The 17,667-nt window shown below is 66.7% G+C and carries 15 protein-coding genes; 12 read left to right on the forward strand and 3 right to left on the reverse strand.

The annotated features are described in order from the left end of the window. The first annotated feature begins 34 nt into the window (after positions 1-34). The 4 genes from D4765_RS09915 to D4765_RS09930 all read left to right on the forward strand — a co-directional run bounded on the left by D4765_RS09915 (position 35) and on the right by D4765_RS09930 (position 3,989). Complete coding sequence (locus D4765_RS09915) at positions 35-1,141, forward strand: NAD(P)-dependent alcohol dehydrogenase (protein ID WP_237280356.1); 1,107 nt, start codon at positions 35-37, stop codon at positions 1,139-1,141. 45 nt (positions 1,142-1,186) lie between these two features. Then, positions 1,187-1,813 carry a hypothetical protein gene (locus tag D4765_RS09920; RefSeq protein WP_136642144.1) on the forward strand — a complete coding sequence of 209 codons (627 nt, stop codon included), beginning with the start codon at positions 1,187-1,189 and terminating at the stop codon, positions 1,811-1,813. Further along, a complete protein-coding gene (locus tag D4765_RS09925) occupies positions 1,810-3,375 on the forward strand; it encodes a GMC family oxidoreductase (RefSeq protein ID WP_136642145.1) in 1,566 nt (521 codons plus the stop codon). The genes D4765_RS09920 and D4765_RS09925 overlap by 4 nt, the downstream gene beginning before the upstream one ends. A 71-nt stretch (positions 3,376-3,446) precedes the next feature. Next, complete coding sequence (locus tag D4765_RS09930) at positions 3,447-3,989, forward strand: YbhB/YbcL family Raf kinase inhibitor-like protein (RefSeq protein ID WP_136642146.1); 543 nt, start codon at positions 3,447-3,449, stop codon at positions 3,987-3,989. 14 nt (positions 3,990-4,003) lie between these two features. Here D4765_RS09930 and D4765_RS09935 read toward each other — a convergent pair whose 3' ends face one another. Beyond that, positions 4,004-4,825 carry an IclR family transcriptional regulator gene (locus tag D4765_RS09935; protein WP_136642147.1) on the reverse strand — a complete coding sequence of 274 codons (822 nt, stop codon included), beginning with the start codon at positions 4,823-4,825 and terminating at the stop codon, positions 4,004-4,006. A gap of 446 nt (positions 4,826-5,271) precedes the next feature. On the opposite strand from D4765_RS09935, the gene D4765_RS09940 reads away from it, so the two are divergent. The 4 genes from D4765_RS09940 (at position 5,272) to D4765_RS09955 (ending at position 11,354) form a co-directional block, all read left to right on the forward strand. Further along, positions 5,272-6,126, forward strand: coding sequence for an NAD(P)H-binding protein (locus tag D4765_RS09940; RefSeq protein WP_136642148.1), 855 nt, complete (start codon positions 5,272-5,274; stop codon positions 6,124-6,126). Between the two features lie 313 nt (positions 6,127-6,439). Further along, complete coding sequence (locus D4765_RS09945) at positions 6,440-7,543, forward strand: AAA family ATPase (protein WP_136642149.1); 1,104 nt, start codon at positions 6,440-6,442, stop codon at positions 7,541-7,543. A gap of 2 nt (positions 7,544-7,545) precedes the next feature. Beyond that, positions 7,546-8,928, forward strand: a complete 1,383-nt coding sequence (locus D4765_RS09950; protein ID WP_136642150.1) for a DUF58 domain-containing protein — start codon at positions 7,546-7,548, stop codon at positions 8,926-8,928. Then, positions 8,925-11,354, forward strand: coding sequence for a transglutaminase TgpA family protein (locus tag D4765_RS09955; protein WP_136642151.1), 2,430 nt, complete (start codon positions 8,925-8,927; stop codon positions 11,352-11,354). The genes D4765_RS09950 and D4765_RS09955 overlap by 4 nt, the downstream gene beginning before the upstream one ends. A 9-nt stretch (positions 11,355-11,363) precedes the next feature. On the opposite strand, the gene D4765_RS09960 is transcribed toward D4765_RS09955, so the two are convergent. Next, positions 11,364-13,136, reverse strand: a complete 1,773-nt coding sequence (locus D4765_RS09960; RefSeq protein ID WP_136642152.1) for a glycoside hydrolase family 15 protein — start codon at positions 13,134-13,136, stop codon at positions 11,364-11,366. An 87-nt stretch (positions 13,137-13,223) separates the two neighbouring features. Between D4765_RS09960 and D4765_RS09965 the strand changes: the two genes are divergently transcribed. The 4 genes from D4765_RS09965 (at position 13,224) to D4765_RS09980 (ending at position 17,061) form a co-directional block, all read left to right on the forward strand. Further along, entirely contained in the window at positions 13,224-14,378 is a 1,155-nt protein-coding gene (locus D4765_RS09965) for an acyl-CoA dehydrogenase family protein (RefSeq protein ID WP_136642153.1), read from the forward strand. Continuing rightward, positions 14,375-14,905 carry a gamma carbonic anhydrase family protein gene (locus D4765_RS09970; protein ID WP_136642154.1) on the forward strand — a complete coding sequence of 177 codons (531 nt, stop codon included), beginning with the start codon at positions 14,375-14,377 and terminating at the stop codon, positions 14,903-14,905. Before D4765_RS09965 ends, D4765_RS09970 begins: the two co-directional genes overlap by 4 nt. Before the next feature lie 61 nt (positions 14,906-14,966). Then, positions 14,967-16,205, forward strand: coding sequence for a glycoside hydrolase family 3 N-terminal domain-containing protein (locus D4765_RS09975; RefSeq protein WP_136642179.1), 1,239 nt, complete (start codon positions 14,967-14,969; stop codon positions 16,203-16,205). Positions 16,206-16,299: 94 nt separating this feature from the next. Continuing rightward, positions 16,300-17,061 carry an SOS response-associated peptidase gene (locus D4765_RS09980; protein ID WP_136642155.1) on the forward strand — a complete coding sequence of 254 codons (762 nt, stop codon included), beginning with the start codon at positions 16,300-16,302 and terminating at the stop codon, positions 17,059-17,061. A gap of 68 nt (positions 17,062-17,129) precedes the next feature. Here the strand turns inward: D4765_RS09980 and D4765_RS09985 are convergent, their stop codons facing one another. Further along, a complete protein-coding gene (locus D4765_RS09985; protein WP_237280358.1) occupies positions 17,130-17,666 on the reverse strand; it encodes a MarR family winged helix-turn-helix transcriptional regulator in 537 nt (178 codons plus the stop codon). Position 17,667: the final 1 nt, after the last annotated feature.

Below are 17,667 nucleotides of genomic sequence, written 5' to 3' on the forward strand. Positions count from 1 at the left end.
GGGCATCCGGAATTCTCACCATGCGAAAACGGCGGTGGTGGGGCAGCCTCGGGCGAGGGATGCTGAGGAGGTCGAGAAGACGAAGTCGATCGACCTCACTGAGGAGGAACACGTGAAGGCAGTACGGCTGCACCAGTATGGTCAGAGCCCGCTCGTCGAAGAGGTTGCCGAACCGACGGTGTCGGGCCCGTGGGACGTGATCGTCGATGTGGGCGCTGCCGGCCTCTGCCGCACAGACCTGCACATCATCGAGGGTCAGTGGGATCCGATTCAGCACCCGAGTCTGCCCTACATTCTCGGCCACGAGAACGCCGGCTGGGTGCGCGAGGTGGGCAGCGCGGTTCACAATGTGAAGGTCGGCGACACCGTCATCATGCACCCGCTCACCAGTTGCGGGCTCTGCCCGGCGTGCCGGGTGGGCCAAGACTCGCACTGTGAGAACGCCACCTTCCCGGGCATCAACGTCAACGGCGGCATGGCCGGCCAGTTGCTCACGAACGCCCGTGCGGTGGTGAAGCTCGACGACGGGCTCGAGCCGCGCGACGTGGCTGCGCTCGCCGATGCCGGGCTGACGGCCTACCATGCGGTGCGGAAGGCCGCCGGTGACCTCTTCCCGGGAACCCACGCCGTCGTGATCGGTGCGGGAGGCCTGGGTCACATCGGTATCCAGGCCCTCGCTGCCATCACCAGCGCCACCATAACCGTGGTCGACCGCAGCGAGGAGGCTCTCGAACTGGCTCGCCAGCTCGGCGCGCACCACACCGTTCTGTCGTTCAACGACGACCAGGTCGAGCAGCAGGTGCTCGACATCACGGGCGGGGGAGCGCACGTGGTCTTCGACTTCGTCGGCGAGAAGAGTGCAGAGCTGCTGGCGCCCAAACTGCTCCGCAACCGCGGCTCGCACTACGTCATCGGCTACGGCGGCGCCGTGAACCTGCCGACAATCGACATCATCTCCCGGGAGATCAATGTCATCGGCAATCTGGTGGGCACCTACAACGACCTCGTCGAACTGATGACGCTCACCTCGCAGGGCCGCGTGACGCTGCACACCGCGGTGTATCCGCTCGATGCTGTGAACGACGCCATCGCCGACCTCGAAGCAGGCCGGTTGGTCGGGCGGGGCATCCTCGTTCCCTGACCGGCTCACACCCCACCCCCACCACATCACGCAAAGGAGCTACTGATGGCTTTTCCCGCCAAATATCCGCAACTGAATGCGACCGAGCTGACCGACGAGGCGCGCAGCGTTCTCATCCGGGTCATTCGAGTCGCGTTTCCGCACGACAACTTTCCCGATGGCCCCTACGAGCGCACTGCTGACACGATTCTGAAAGAGGCAGAGACGTCGACCTGGTTTCGGGTGGCGCTCACCCAGGGTCTGCTCACCCTGAGCCACCTGGCCGGGGGTGACTTTCGTGACCTGAATGAAGAAGACGCAACGAAGGTGCTGCGGCGAATCGAATCGACCGAGTTCTTCGGGTTCATCCGGCGCACCACGGTACTGAACCTGTACGACAACGAAGACGTCTGGCAGGTGCTCGGCTACGAGGGCCCGAGCTTCGACAAGGGCGGCTACATCGACCGTGGGTTCGATGATCTCGACTGGCTTCCGGATGCCCGGGTCGAGACCTACACCGGCCCGAACACGTTGATCGAGATCGCCGACAACGTGCCCCTCGCCAAGGGTCGCGCCGCCACGGCCACCGGCCCGGTCACGACGATCCCCACCGCACCGGTCGGAACAGGCAGCCGCGACACCAGCAACCAGCCCGGCAAGCGTGCCGCAGAAATGGCAGAGGTGAAGAAATGACCGCTATCGACCACGCCGAGAACGCCGTTGTGATCGTCGGGTCGGGCGCTGGCGGCGGAACCCTGGCGTACGAGCTCACGAAGAAGGGCATCCCTGTGGTCGTGCTCGAAGCCGGCGGGTACCTGACGAACGACGACTATGTGAACGACGAGTGGGAGGCGTTCAACCAGATGGCGTGGCTCGACCCGCGCACCACGTCGGGTTCGTGGCGGGTGGCCCGCGACTTTCCCAACCTGCCCACCTGGATCGTGAAAGCGGTGGGCGGCACCACGACCCACTGGTCGGGCGCCACCCCGCGGTTCAAAGCGCACGAGTTCGCGGCCCGCAGCACGTACGGCCGCATCGACGGGGCGAACCTGCTCGACTGGCCCCTCACGCTGGCCGAGCTGGAGCCGTACTACGACCTCGCCGAGATCGCGATGGGTTCGACTCACGTGCACGGGCGAAAGCCCCTGCCGGCGAACAACAACTACACCGTGTTCGCGAACGGCGCCGAACGCGTCGGGTACTCGTTCTATTCGACGGGCCCGTACGCGACGAACGCCGAGGAGTACGACGGCCGCCCGGCATCGATTCAAGATGGCTTCAATTTCCAGGGCGACAAGAACACGTCGAAGTGGTCGACGCTGGTGCGGGAGATTCCGCGCGCCGAGGCGACCGGCCTGCTCGACCTGCGCCCCAACAGTCACGTCGTGCAGATCACGCACGACGCGTCGGGCCGAGTGGATGCTGTGCTCTACCTCGACGCAGACGGCAACCTGCAACGCCAGGCAGCCGAGCTCGTCGCGGTGGCCGGCAACTCGATCGAGACGCCCCGGTTGCTGCTGCAGTCGGCGTCACCGATGTTTCCCGACGGCCTCGCGAACTCGTCGGGGCAGGTGGGCCGCAACTACATGCGCCACACCACCGGCTCGGTCTACGCGCGGTTCGACAAGCCGGTTCACATGTACCGCGGCGAGACGATGGCCGGGGTGATCGCCGACGAGTCGAAGCACGACCCTGACCGCGGGTTCGCGGGCGGCTACTACCTCGAGACCATCTCGCTCGGCCCGGCGTTTCTGGCGAGCTTCGCAGAGCCCGGGGCGTGGGGCCGGGAGTTCACCGAGATTCTCGACGCGTACGCGAACACCGCCGGACTCTGGGTGGTGGGCGAAGACATGCCGCAGGAGTCGAACCGGGTCACCCTGAACACGAGCGTGACCGACAAGAATGGCCTGCCCGTGCCGAACGTGCACTTCGACGACCATCCGAACGACATCGCGATGCGCACACACGGATACACCCAGGCCGAGCTGCTGTACGACGCGGTGGGCGCGACAGGGTCGCATCGCACTCCGCCGTACCCGTCGACGCACAACCTCGGTACCTCACGCATGAGCGAGAAGCCCCAAGACGGCGTCGTCGACAAGTGGGGGCGGGCGCACGACGTGCCGAACCTGTTCATCAGCGATGGGTCGCAGTTCACCACCGGTGCCGCCGCGAACCCCACGCTCACGATCGTGGCCCTGGCCATCCGGCAGGCCGAGTACATCGCCGACCAACTGAGAACCGGGGGTATCTGAGTTTCGGGCACAACCCCCTTTCTGTACGTGCCCCCTCGGTGCGTAGAGTTTTACAACGAATGGAGAACACAATGAGCACAACGACAAATGCCAACCCGTACGACGCCATCGCCGAGGTTCCGACCTTCACCCTGACGAGCACCGACGTCGCCGACGGCGAAGAGCTGCCCACACCCCAGGTGAGCGGTATCTTCGGTGCCGGCGGCAGCGACACGAGCCCGCAGCTCAGCTGGAGCGGTTTTCCCGAGGGCACGAAGAGCTTCGCGGTCACGGTCTACGACCCGCTCGCCCCGACAGGCGCCGGGTTCTGGCACTGGGCTGTCGTCGACATCCCCGTCGAGACGACCTCTCTCGAAGCAGGCGTCGGCGACGATGCCGGTGCGGGCCTGCCCACCGGAGCATTTCAGCTGAAGAACGACGCGAGCCTCGCCCGCTTCCTCGGTGCGGCACCGCCGGCCGGTCACGGTAAGCACCTGTACCACATTGCGGTGCATGCTCTGGATGTCGCGTCGCTCGGTATCGATGCTGGCGCGACCCCCGCATTCCTCGGCTTCAACATGTCGGGCCACACCCTGGCCCGTGCTGTGATCACGCCCTGGTGGGAGGCGAAGTAGGCTGCACATTCGCGTCAGGCGGCGGCGGGCGCGCCGGGCTTACGGGTCTGACCCGAGCGGTAGTAGCGGCTGACGTGATTCGAGGCGTCGCGCAGGTATCGCTCGAGTTCGCGCTCTCGGACGCGGGAGATCTGCTCGCTGGGGGCGCTGATCGCCACGGCCCCCACCACCATTCCGGCGCCGTTTCGAACACCGACGGCCGCGCAGGTCATGCCGGGCACGAACTCCTCGTGCTCCCACGCCACCCCGAGGTGACCCACCCCGGCCAGATGCTCGTCGAGCTGTGCCCGTGAGGTCATGGTGCGCTCGGTCATCCGAGGCATTCCGTGCACTTCGAGGTACTGGTTCACCTGCTCTGGCGTCATTCCGGCCAGCATGATCTTGCCGAAGGCCGTGGCGTGGGCCGCTTCGTGAAACCCGAAGCCGAGAGGTGTGAGTCGCGGATGCTCGGGGCTGTCGACCACGTACGCCACCACCACATCGGCGCCGCGGTACACCGCGAAGTATCCGGCGGTCTGTGCCGCGTCGTGCAGCCGCCCGATCTCGGCCCGCACCGGATTCGGCACTCCGATCTGGCGGTGCAGTGACACGCCCAGCCGGTCGAGTTTGTACCCCAGCTCGAACCGACGCTGCCCTTTCAGGTGCACGAGATAGTCGCTGCTGACGAGTGCCTGCATGAGGCGGTAGACGGTCGGCAGCGGGTAGCCGAGGGCCAGTGAGACCTCTTTCGCCGTGGCCCCGCCTCGCTCCGCCACAATCTCAAGGATTGAGAGCGTCTTTTCGACCGTCGCCACCCCAGGCTCGCGGGGAATCGCTGAAACATCGCTGGTTCGCATGCCCTCAGTCTCGTCGTCGAGTCTCTCCGGTGCAACGCGGATGCCCGGCCTTTCTCACTCCGTGAGAGCGCCTCTGGGCGAACAGGCTACCCCCTCGTCGTCGCTGAACGAAGCGGGGCTGCCGGTGCGCAGAGAGAAGTTCAACGGTATTACCACGGCCCAGGATGTCGACCGTCTCGTTGGAGTCATCAAGGAATCGGGGGCCTACCTCTGCCCTGGCCGTAATCTATCCAGTTCCTGTCCGGGGGATGCCTGTCTGACGTAACCGCGTCGGGGGTACAGTGAGGTGAATGCTTATTCGTTGTGTTGCCTGACTAGCATCCTTCTTTGCAGCCGTAGTTCACTACGCCGCCCAGGGATGGCGATTTTGTGTGCCTTCGAGCGGGGCCCGAGTTTGGGTCCCCGCTCGATTCGACCCACACAAAATCTCTCAACTGGAGTAAGTAATGACTGTTTTTCTCGTAACTGGTGTGACCGGCAACCTTGGTACGGCGGCGCTTCGCAGCCTGCTCGTTCACGTTCGTGTGGCAGATGTGCGGGTGCTGGTGCGCACAGAGCGCGCGGCGGCTGAGTACGCTGCCCGTGGGCTCACAGCGTGTGTTGCGGACTATTCGGATTCTGCTTCCTTGGATCGAGCCTTCGCCGGAGTTGATCGCGCGATCGTGGTCTCTAGCCCCGTACTGGATCCTTCGGTGCGTACCGCGCAGCACCGTCGGGTCGTGGGGGCGGCTGTCGCCGCCGGAGTGCGTCACGTGGTGTACACGAGCGGCATGGGTGCGCGACACGATCCGGGCCATTCCGCAGCCGAAGATGCGCTCACCGAGAGTAGCGTGCACCATGCGATATTGCGGAACGCTCTCTACACAGACCCATTCGTAGACCGTGCGCTCACCCAGGCGCTGGCGAGCGGAGTGATTCAGTCGGCGAGTGCCGGGCAGAGGATAGCTACCGCCGCGATCGGTGACCTGGGGGACGCGGCAGCAACGGCCTCGATCATCATGCCCACGAAACAACTCTGGGAACTTCGCGGTCCCGCGTGGAATTTTGAAGAAATGGCGACAGCCTTGACAGCGTCGCTTCGCCGACAGATTAGCCAGGAAGAGGTCAGCGATGAAGAAACCGGACCGTTCGCCGTACTCTTTCCGCTCGTGCGGCGCGGCGTGTTCGCCTCGGAGAGCGACGGTCTCGCCGAACTCCTCGGCCACGCACCGGCGAGCATCTCAGACGTAGTGCATAGCCTCGTAAGCCAGCTCAACCAAGATCAGCACGAGAATGAGGGGTTCAGCGCACGTAAACGGTGACACGGTCCGGATCGGGTGCGGCGCCGTAGCTGCAACACCTGCACCACACCTCAAGACGGCTTAGCCTCGATGAGGCTCTCGATTCTCGATGAAGTCGATCGAGCGCCTCTCCCGGCGGGTGCGGCAGGAGGCCGGGCTACCCGAACCTGTGAATTACGAGGGTCACCACTGACTCGTACACAGGGCGCCGTGTCAAGGTGAAGCATTCGCCACCGACCCTCAAGTTTTGCAGGCTACAATCAGGCGCAAACGAGGCGTGATGCGCGCGATTTCAGGCGTGCGATGCCCCCGTTCGAGACCTGCGGGAGTAGTCATGACGAATGCGGTTGGCAACAGTGCTATCGGCGGCAGTGCTATCGGCAACAGAGTGAGCGGCCAGACAGGCGAGCCCTCACTCGATGAGTTCGGCCGGCACGCGGCGGCCATTCTCGACAACCTGCAGCGCGTCATCAACGGCAAGCCCGAGATAGCGGCTCTCTCGCTGGTCGTTCTGCTGGCGGAGGGCCATCTGCTGGTCGAAGATGTACCAGGAGTGGGTAAGACCACCCTCGCCAAGGCCCTCGCCCGCTCGGTGGGCTGTTCGGTCAGCCGAATCCAGTTCACCCCCGATCTGCTGCCCTCCGACGTGACGGGCGTGTCGATCTACAACCAGCACAGCCGCGAGTTCGAGTTCAAGCCGGGCGCCGTCTTCGCGAACATCGTCATCGCCGACGAGATCAACCGCGCGTCACCAAAGACTCAGTCGGCCCTGCTCGAATGCATGGAAGAGCGCCAGGTCTCGATCGACGGCCAGACCTACTTTCTCGACGCTCCTTTCAGCGTGGTCGCCACGCAGAACCCCATCGAGATGGAGGGCACGTACGCCCTCCCCGAGGCCCAGCGCGACCGTTTCATGGTGCGGGTGTCGATGGGCTACCCGGATGCCCGTGCAGAGCTCGCCATGCTGCAGAACCGTGAGCAGAAGAGCCCACTCGACGATATCGACGCTGTGGTGAGCCGTGACGAACTCAGGGGCATGATCGAGACCGCCCGCACGGTATTCGTCTCTCCTGCCGTGGAGCAGTACGCCGTGAACATCGCCCAGGCCACCAGGCGCGACCCCGAGATCCGTCTCGGCGTGAGCCCACGGGCCACCCTGCACCTCGTGCGCGCCGCCAAGGTGACGGCCGCACTCGACGGCCGCGAATTCGTTCTTCCCGACGATATCGATGCTCTGGTCATCCCCGTCTTCGCCCACCGGGTACTGCTCACGCGGCGCTCGCTTGCCGACAGCCGCCCAGGCGCTCGCCCCTCGGCGGGGTACGCGGGCGCGGGCCTCGCCGCAACCGCCGGCAGCACCTCCCGACCGGTCGACGAGGTGCTCCGCCGCATCGTGGCGAACACCCCGGTGCCTCTCGTGGCGGCTCGGAAGGGCTGAGCGTGCGAGCCCTGGCGGCCCTCCTCTCGCGGCTGCCGCGCCCCACCGTGCGCGGCTGGGGCCTTCTGGTGACCGGCGCGGCGATGCTTGTCGCGATGGAGGTTCTGCAGCGCCGGGAGTTCAGTTTTGTCGCCCTGTTGGTGCTCGCCCTTCCCGTTGTCGCCGCCATCGGGGTATCGCTGTACAGCGCCCCGCTGACCATCGAACGCCGGTTCGATCCCGAACTCGCCCCGGCAGGTTCTGACGTGTCGGTGCGATTGCTCGTGCGCAACTGGGGCAGCCTGTCGAGCCCCGAAGCCGCCTTCTTCGACAGGGTCTCCGGGCCGCTTGAAGCGGCAGGCCGCTCTCGGCTGCCCCGGATGCCCGGCTTTCGCGCCTCGATTCATGACGCCCCCGTGCCGCTCTCACTCGGTTATCGGCTCGAGGCCCGGCACCGGGGCCGTCACGCGGTGGGCCCGTTCGTGCTGCTGCTCTCCGACCCGTTTGCGCTCGTCGTTCGCCGTCTGGCCATCGGAACAACCGACACCCTCACCGTGACACCGTCGACGACCCTCCTGCCGCGGGGAGCCGTGCGCCTGGCCACCGGCGCGGGCGCCGATCAGGTCTCGCGTCAGCTCGGCGGTGCCGGCGAACAAGACGTGATCTCCCGTAAATACCAGACCGGCGACTCCATGCGCCGCGTCAACTGGCCGGCCACCGCACGGTTCGGTGAGCTCATGGTGCGCCAAGACGATCAGCAGAGTGATCAGAACTCGATCGTGCTGCTCGACACGGCCGCGGCGAGCTTCGGGCTCGAGGCCCAGCACGACGGGGCGCCCGGTACCGCGCACACCTTCTCGGCCGAGTTCGAGTGGGCAGTGTCGATGAGCGCGTCGATCGGCCTGCACTTGCTGGCCGAGGGCTTTCACGTTCAGCTCGTCACGTCGGCTGACGCTGTCGTCGACAGTGCCCTCCGCACGCGCGGGCCAGGTGGCTCCGCGCAGCACCCCGGCCCCGTCTCGACGCGCTTCGAACCGAACGGAGGCGAAGAGGCTCTGCTTCTGCATGCCGCCCAGCTTGATCTGATCGACGCGTGGGAGACCGATTTTCGCCTCGCGCTCAGCCGAAGCGACGCCGTCGTGGGCGAGCTGCCCCCCGTCTTCGCCGTGGTCGGGCAGCTCGGTGACGCGTCGGCGCAGGCCCTGGCCTCGGCGGCCCGGTATTCGTCGGGCGCTGTTGCGATCGTGGTCACCGAACCGCTGTCGCCCGGCGTTCGGGCACCGCGGTGGGCAACGGGGCTCTGCGAAGTGCTCGAAGCGGGTGGATGGAGCGCGCAGTGCGTCGGCTCCGACGAAGCACCGGCAGCGGCGTGGGGCGCCACCGGCGCAGAACGGTTCGTGCTGTGACCCGGCTCGAGACACCTGCCCGGTCGGGCGGAGCATCACAGCGGGCATCCGGAGCCACCGGGCGAGGCTACGAGAGAGGTGCAGCACCCGGCCGGGGTGAGGCCAGACGAGGCGCCGACCCAGACGAGACACAGCTGGCCTCCACGCGCGGGCGCCCTGCGCGGCCAGGCCTCGCTCGTGCGGCGCTGTTGTCGGCGCTAGTTTTTCTGCTGCTCGCGCTTCCCGTGGGCGGGCTCGCACCGCTGCTGATGGGCACTGGCTGGTGGTTCACGACCTGCCTGGTCGTTGCCGTTGTGCTGGCGATTGCTGCGGGCGCACGTCTGCTACCCGTTGCCAGCTGGATACCGTCGCTGGCGGCCCTGGTCGCGTGGGGTGTCAGCATCACCGTTCTGTTTGCTCCGAGTGAGGCGCTGTTCGGCATTCTTCCCACCTTCGACACGCTGCGAACGCTGCGCGACGAACTGCGAGACGCTGGTGCATCGATCGCCTCACAGGGTGTTCCGGCCGAACCGGTCGCCTCGATCGTGTTTCTGCTCGCCCTCACCATCGGCCTCTTGGCGCTGGTCGCTGACGCACTCGTCTTCGCCGTACGGATGCCCGCCCTGGTCGGCCTCGTACCCATCACGGTTCTCGCGGTGCCGTACACGATCCGCCAGCAAGACTTCGACGTGTGGCTGTTCGTGTGGCTCGCGGCCGTGTTTCTCGTGCTCGTGTGGCTCGCCGACCGCTGGGGTGTGGGCCTGCGGCTACGGTCGGCTTCGAGTCTGCGGCCGGGTCGCAACACTGTTCGTGCGCTGGTGTCGGGTGCCGTGGCAATCGCCCTCGCGGTGGTGCTGCCGGCGGTAACACCGGGCCTGACCGCCAATTCGTTTCATTCACTGCCACAGGGCCAGCTGCCCTCGGTGTACTCGAGTGGAGTTGACCCCACCATTCAGCTGAGCCAAGACCTGCGCCGCACGAACCCGGTTCTGTCGATGACCTACACAACCAGTGCGGCCAGCGGGCTCTACCTCAAGCTCGTGAACCTGTGGAACTTCACCAACGGGCCCTGGCAGCCCGAGAACACCGACTCGGCGCACCCGCTCGGCACCGCCTTCGACACACCCGACGGCCTCAACACCGATGTCGCCACGCAGGAGGTCACCACATCGGTGTCGGTCAGCGGGTTGCGCAGTGACTGGTTACCCCTGCCCTACCCCGCCGAGACGGTCACGGGGTTGACCGGCGACTGGGTGCAGTCTCCCGGTAGCCTCACGGTGACGGCTGTCGAGGCGAACGCCGATGGCCAGAACTACACGGTGACGAGCCTCGACGTCGAGCCGTCGGCGGCGCAGCTTGCCGCGTCGTCGGCCGCGGTTCCCGCTGCACTGCAGAGTTACGTGTCGCTGCCCAGAGGCATCGACCCGATCATCCAGAGCACCGCCACCGAGGTCACGGCCGGGGCCGTCTCGAACTACGACAAAGCCGTCGCTCTGCAGAAGTACTTCACCTCGGGGGCGTTCACGTATTCGGTCACGGCACCGGTCGAGGGCAAGTACGACGGTGGCAACTTTCAGGCCGTGGCGAAGTTTCTGTCGGCAAAGAGCGGCTACTGCATCCATTTCGCGTCGGCGATGGCGGTAATGGCACGCAGCCTCGGTATTCCCTCGCGCATCGCGATCGGCTATCACCCCGGTGCTGCGGTGTCGCGCCAAGACAATGGCACGGCCACATTCCAGGTGTTCAGCGATGAGCTGCACGCGTGGCCCGAACTGTGGTTCGAAGGGGTCGGTTGGCTGTCGTTCGAGCCCACCCCCGGGCTCGGTCTCACCCCGCCCGCATATTCGCTTCCGAACTACACGAGTGCGACGCCGGCGACCACGGCGCCGAGTACCGCCCCCAGCAGTGCCACGCCGGTGACACCGAGAACACAGACCCCCACCGACCTTGCCGCCAACCCGGCTCTCACCCCTCAGGCGCAGGCCGCAGAGACCGGGCGGGCCTGGCTGGTGGCCGTGGTGATTGTTATTGTTGTCGGCGGCCTCGCGCTCATCCCTGCGGGTCTTCGTCGGCTGCGTCGCCGTCGTCGGCTGTCGCGCATGGCGGGTTCGGGCAGATCGACCGCGACAATCGGCTGGCGGGAGATCACCGACACGGCCGTCGACTACCGGCTCGATGTTCCGGCCGGTGAGACGGTGCGGGCGTTCGGCGCTCGGTTGGCGGCGCTCGACACTGTGCCGCCCGAGCCGGTGCTGCGACTGGTGCAGGCGGTCGAGCGTGAACGCTTCGCGCCCGGGGGAGCGGCCGAACCAGACCACGCCCAGAGGCAGGCGCTGGCGGGCGATGTGCGGGAGGTCATCCGGGGCCTGCAGAAGAACGCCAGTCGGGCAGACGACCGGTGGGCGCTGATAGTGCCGCGCTCGCTGTTCAGCCGGGCCGAAGAGTGAGCTGGCCGCTCAGTTCAGCGCGTCGGCCGCGCGCACGAGTGCAAGGTGCGAGAGCGCCTGCGGAGTGTTGCCCACTTGTCTTTCGCCTTCGACGTCGTACTCCTCAGACAACAGGCCGACATCGTTGCGGAGTGCCAGCAACCGTTTCATCAGCGCTGCGCCGTCTTCGGTACGGCCAGTGCGGGCGTACTGTTCGACCAGCCAGAACGAGCAGGCAAGAAATGGATGCTCGCCGGCTGGCATGCCATCGACGCCGCTCTCGGTGCGATACCGCATGACCAGCCCGTCGCGCAGCAGCGTCTTCTCGAGTTGGGACACCGTGCCCAGCATTCGGGGGTCATCGGGTTCGCAGTAGCCCACCTGGGCCAGCTGCAGCAGTGATGCGTCGACCTCAGAGCCGCCGAACACTTGGGTGTACGTGCCCAGTTCGGTATTGAAACCCTTCTCCTCGATCTCGGCTCGCACTTCATCGCGGATGCGCCGCCAGGTGGCGACCGGGCCGCGCAGCCCGAACTGTTCGATGGCTTTCACACCGCGGTCGAACGCCGCCCACACCATGACACGCGAGTGGGTGAAGTACTGGGCGGGCCCTCTGATCTCCCAGATTCCTGAGTCGGGGCGCTTCAGGTTCTCTTCGAGAAAGCCGAGCAGAGCGCGTTCGAGCGCCCACGCATCCTGGCTCTGCTCCACGCCGCCCTCGCGAGCCTCGTGCAGGCCCACCATGACCTCGCCGATGACATCGGCCTGATACTGGTCGACCGCACCGTTGCCCACCCGCACGGGAGACGCGCCCTGGTAGCCGGGCAGTGAGTCGAGCTCGCGCTCGGGCAACCAGCGTTCGCCCTCGATGCCGTACATGATCTGCAGGTCGTTCGGGTCGCCCGCGATGGCCCTCAGCAGCCAGCTGCGCCAGTCGTTCGCTTCGGTGACGAAGCCGTGCTTGACCAGCACCGAGAGCGTGAGCGACGCGTCGCGCAGCCACACGTAGCGGTAGTCCCAGTTGCGCTGGCCGCCGAATGACTCGGGCAATGACGTTGTCGCCGCTGCCACAATGCCGCCGGTGTCTTCGTGGGTGAGGGCGCGCAGAACCAGCAGCGACCGCACCACTGCGGCCTTGTACGGGCCCTCGTGGGTGCTGTTCGAGCTCCAGTTCTCCCACCACTCGCACGTGTCGGCCAGTGCCTTGTCGACGTCGATCAGCGCGGGGGCCGGGCGGTGCGCCGGGTACCAGGTCATCACCGTGTCGACCGTTTCACCGGCGCCGACGGTGAAGTCGCGCCCGTGCGAGTGGGTCTTGCCCTTCGAATGCAGCTCCGGCCCTCGAAAGACCAGTGCGTCGGGGCCGGCCACAGCGAGCAGCGAGACCCGCCCGTCGTCACCCCGCACCTGGCGCACCCAGGGCAGTGCGCTCGAGTACGCGAACCGAATGCGCAGGTCGGTGGTCATGTTGACGTGCCCAGAGACCCCGTGAACGCGGCGCACGAGGTCGGCATGGCGGTCGCCGTGCGGCATGAAGTCGGTGACCTCCACGACGCCGGTCGCCGTGCTCCAGACCGTGCGCAGAACGAAGGTGTTGCCCACGTATTCGCGGCGGGCGTGAGCGTTCGGGTCGGCGGGGGCGATCATCCAGCGCCCGTTGCCCTCGTCGCCGAGGAGTGCGCCGAATGTCGAGGGGGAGTCGTAGCGCGGCAGGCACAACCAGTCGATGCTGCCGTCGATGCCCACCAGGGCGGCGGTGTGGCAGTCGCTGATGAGCGCGTAGTTCTCGATGGGAAGGGCCATTTCCCTATCTTGCCCGACTGGGCGCGGGGTTGCAGCGCGGGCGCGGTTGCCAGCGCACGTTCGGGGCCAAAGACTTAGGGTTGAGAGGTGAGTATCGAAAGCCTGGTCAGCGACGACCTGCTGCAGGGCATCCGGTCTCGTGCCGCCGGCTACGACGCCGACAACAGTTTCTTCACCGAAGACCTCGCCGAACTGGCCGAGGCCGGCTATCTCCGGATGCTCGTTCCGGCAGAGTTCGGCGGCCCGGGGTTGGGGCTGGCCAGTGTCGCCCGTGAGCAGACCCGTCTCGCCACCGCTGCGCCGGCCACCGCGCTCGCTGTGAACATGCATCTGGTCTGGACAGGGGTTGCCCGGTTGCTGCACGACAGGGGCGATCATTCGCTCGACTTCGTTCTACGCGAGGCTGCCGAGGGTGAGGTGTTCGCTTTCGGCAACAGCGAGGCCGGCAACGACCAGGTGCTGTTCGACTCGACCACTCGGGCTGAACCGCAACCCGGCGGCGCGTACCGGTTCTTCGGGCAGAAGATCTTCACGTCGCTGTCACCGGCGTGGACGAGGCTCGGCATTTTCGGGCGTGACGACTCGGAGCCGGGCTCGCCCGTGCTGGTGCACGGTTTTCTTGCACGGGAGGCCACCGGCTACCGAATCCTCGACGACTGGAACACCCTCGGAATGCGGGCGACGCAGAGCAGAACGACCGTACTCGAGGGTGCCGAGGTGGCCGCAGACCGTATCGTGAGGCGACTGCCGGTGGGGCCGAACGGTGACCCGTTCATCTTCGCCATGTTCGCGAACTTCGAGATTCTCATCGCCGCTGTCTACGCCGGAATCGGAGAGCGGGCTCTCGAGCTCGCGGTGCAGGCGGCGCATCGCCGCACGTCGATGAAGAACGATGGGCGAACGTATGCGGCCGACCCCGACATTCGCTGGAAGGTCGCCGAGGCAGCCATCGCCCAAGACGGGCTGTATCCGCAGGTCGAGGCGCTCGCGCGCGACGTCGATTCGGGCGCGGATCACGGGGCCGAGTGGTTTCCCCGGCTCGTGGGGCTCAAGGTGCGCGCGACCGAGAACGCGCGATTCGTGGTCGATCAGGCGCTGAGGGTTGCCGGTGGCTCGTCGATGAGCGCCACGAGCGAGCTCGGGCGGCTCTACCGCGACGTGCTGGCCGGAATGTTTCATCCCTCCGACGGCGAATCAGCGCATTCGACCGTTGCCAATGCCTGGTTGGGGCCCCTCTCATGACGTCTGTCGCACTGATCATCCCATTCGGTGGGCGCACGCCGCTCGTAGCCGAGACCGCATGGCTGGCGCCGACAGCCACCGTGATCGGCGATGTCTCTGTGGGGGCCGAGGCGAGCGTGTTCTACGGGGCGGTGGTGCGCGCCGACTCCTCAGCCATCACCCTGGGTGCCCGCAGCAACCTTCAAGACACTGTTGTGGTGCATGGCGACCCCGGTTTTCCGGCCCGGATCGGCTCCGGCGTGAGTGTGGGCCACGGTGCGGTCCTGCACGGCTGCACGATTGAAGACGACTGTCTGATCGGCATGAACGCCACGGTGCTGAACGGCGCCGTGATCGGTGCCGAGTCATTGGTGGCGGCGGGTGCGCTCATCCTCGAGGGCACCGTGATTCCGGCCGGTTCGCTGGTTGCCGGCGTACCGGGCAAGGTGCGCCGTGAGCTGACGGCTCCCGAGCGGGCTGCCGTGCGGGAGAACGCTGCGACGTACGTGCGGCTGTCGGCCGAGCATCGGGTCGCGGCAGGCGGCTGAGGTGACGCGAGGTGGGTTCACGCGAAGTGGGGTCTCTCGGCTCGGAGCCGCGCGGGGTGGGGTGAACGCGGTTGCGGGCGCGATTGCCGTTTCGATCCTGTTGTCGGGGTGCAGTGGTGCGTCGGTCGCGGCTGAAGGGTCGTCGCCGGCACCTTCCACAGGCACCGCCGAGGGTGAGACCCCCGCTCTCACCGCAACGCCCTCAGCCAGCCCCGTGCCCGCCGTTCCTGCCGTGCCGCGCGTTCCTGCCGTGCCACCTGTGCCCGGCGCGACCGACCTCGACGACGTATATGCCCGAACGCGCATGCATTCGATGAGCCTCGTCGACAAGGTCTCACTCCTGTTCATGGTGCAGGTCGCGGGCACCGACCCGGCGCCCATGCAGGCCTACCTCGCGGCGAATCGGCCCGGCGGCTTCCTTCTGCTCGGCAGCAATGTTCCCGCCACCGCCGACGCGCTCGCCGCCCAGCTCTCCGGCGTCGGCACCGCGACCGGGCTCAGCCCCCTCATCTCCATCGACGAAGAAGGCGGCGATGTCGCCCGACTCGGTCAAGACACCTTTCCCGGTGCCGACCAGCTGAAGTCGATGCCCGTTCAAGCCACCACTGACGCCTTCACGCAGCGCGCCGCCCTTCTCACCGCGGCGGGCGTCTCGGTCAACTTCGGAACCGTCGCCGACGTCACAGCCAACCCCTCGTCGTTCATCTTCGACCGAGTTCTGGGCACCGATCCCGCCGCCGCGAGTGAGCGGGTGGCGGCATCCGTCGCGGCCGAGAATGACTCCGTCTTCAGCACCCTGAAACACTTTCCCGGGCACGGCGAGACCACGGGTGACTCGCATACGAGCATCCCGAGCACCGAAGTGACCCTCGACCGCTGGCAGATTCAGGATGCCCCACCCTTCGTGGCCGGGATCTCAGCCGGCGCCGGGCTCGTGATGTTCGGGCACCTCTCCTACAGTTCTGTCGACACGGCGCCGGCCTCGTTGTCGTTGCGCTGGCACCAGATTCTGCGCGACGATCTGCATTTCACGGGCGTGGCTGTGACCGACGACATGCTCATGCTGCAGGATTCGGGGCTGCCGCAGTTCGCTGATCCGTCGGCGAACGCCGTGGCGGCGGTGGCCGCGGGCAACGACCTCCTGCTGTACGACAGCGCAATCGATATGGCACCACCGGTTGCCGCAATTGTTGCCGCGGTGCAGGCTGGAACCATCAGCGAACAGCAGATCGACGCGTCGGCGACACGGGTGTTGCAGTTGCAGCGGGTGGCGTGGCTCCGAACGCATCCCGCGCCGTGAAGTCTTCGGTCGGGGTCGGGGTCGGGGTGGCGGTCGCGGTGGTTGTGGCGGTCGGGGCTCCGGATGCGCGAGACGAGAGAACGGGTGGTGCCTGATGTGCGGTCGGTTTGCAATGAACAAAGAAACCGATGACCTCATTCTCGAGTTCGTCGCTCGTGGGGGAGACCCGCAGCAGTGGCGGCCGAGCTACAGCGTGGCTCCGACCGACTCTGCCCCGATCATCCGCGAGCGAATGCATACGTCAGAGGGTGAGACGGATTCGGGTGCGGATGAAGGTGCAGATGCGGCGCAGGGCTCTGGGGCCGAGGCAATTCGTGAACTGGAGCTCGCGGCGTGGGGGCTGAAGCCGGCCTGGGCGAAACCCGGTGGGCCAGCGCCGATAAACGCTCGGTTGGAGTCAGTGGCGACGAATGGCATGTTCCGGTCGGCGTTCGCGTCGCATCGGTGCATTGTTCCGATGACCGGATACTACGAATGGCAGCAGCAGGCCGACGGAAAACAGCCGTACTTCATCCATGCCGACACTGACCTGCTCGCGGCGGCCGGGCTCTACAGCGCGCGCCGCGTGAACGACGAGTGGAAGGTCACGTTCACGATCATCACCCGCGAGGCGAGAGACGCATCGGGCGACGTGCACGAGCGCATGCCGGTCTTTCTGACGCCTGACCTCTGGGATCGGTGGCTCGACCCCACTCCCATCGCAGCGAAGGATGCCGCACTCGCGGCACTCGACCGCTCGAGTCTCGCGGTGGCGCGCTCGATCACGACGTACCCGGTCGCCCGCGCTGTGAATAACTCGCGCACGCTCGACCCGGCTGATCCGACGCTCATCGCCCCGGTGTCGTTACCGCTCTGACGAGTCGGTAGCGGTGCCATCGCATCGCGGGGTCGGCCACGCCAGGCCCAGGACGCGCCAGTTCTGGCTCAGAGTCGGCCGGCCGCGACGGTTTCGAGAACCGGCAACGCTCTGGCGAGGCTTGCCAGATCGGCATCAGACTGCTCGGCCAGCATGGTGAGCACCCGGGCCGTGCGCGACGACCGAGCCTGGGCCACCGCGCCGACACCAGCCGGCGTCGCACGGAGGAGAAACGAACGGCCGTCGAGGGGGTCGGCGGTTCGCTCGATGAGCCCGCGGTTCTCGAGGTCGGCCACGATGCGCGTCATCGTGGGAGCCGCGACATTCTCGAGGCGTGCCAGGTCGCTCGGCCGCAGGGGGCCCGCGGTCTTCACGCTTGACAATGCTGACAGTACGCCGTGGCTCAGCTCGTCTCCGACGGGTCGGATGCGCCGGCTGAGCCGGCTGATCACCAGGGTGAGCCGTTCGGCGACATCGTCGCGGTTCACGTCGGGCATGAGCATGGATTCGGGCGAACCGACGGCAGGCGTGCTGGCGGGTACGGTCTCGCCCTGGGCCCCCACGGCTGCCGTTCGGTCGATCGTTTCATCGGCAGATTCGGGCATT

The sequence above is a fragment of the Subtercola vilae genome, assembly GCF_004923255.1.
In the GTDB taxonomy this organism is placed as follows: domain Bacteria; phylum Actinomycetota; class Actinomycetes; order Actinomycetales; family Microbacteriaceae; genus Subtercola; species Subtercola vilae.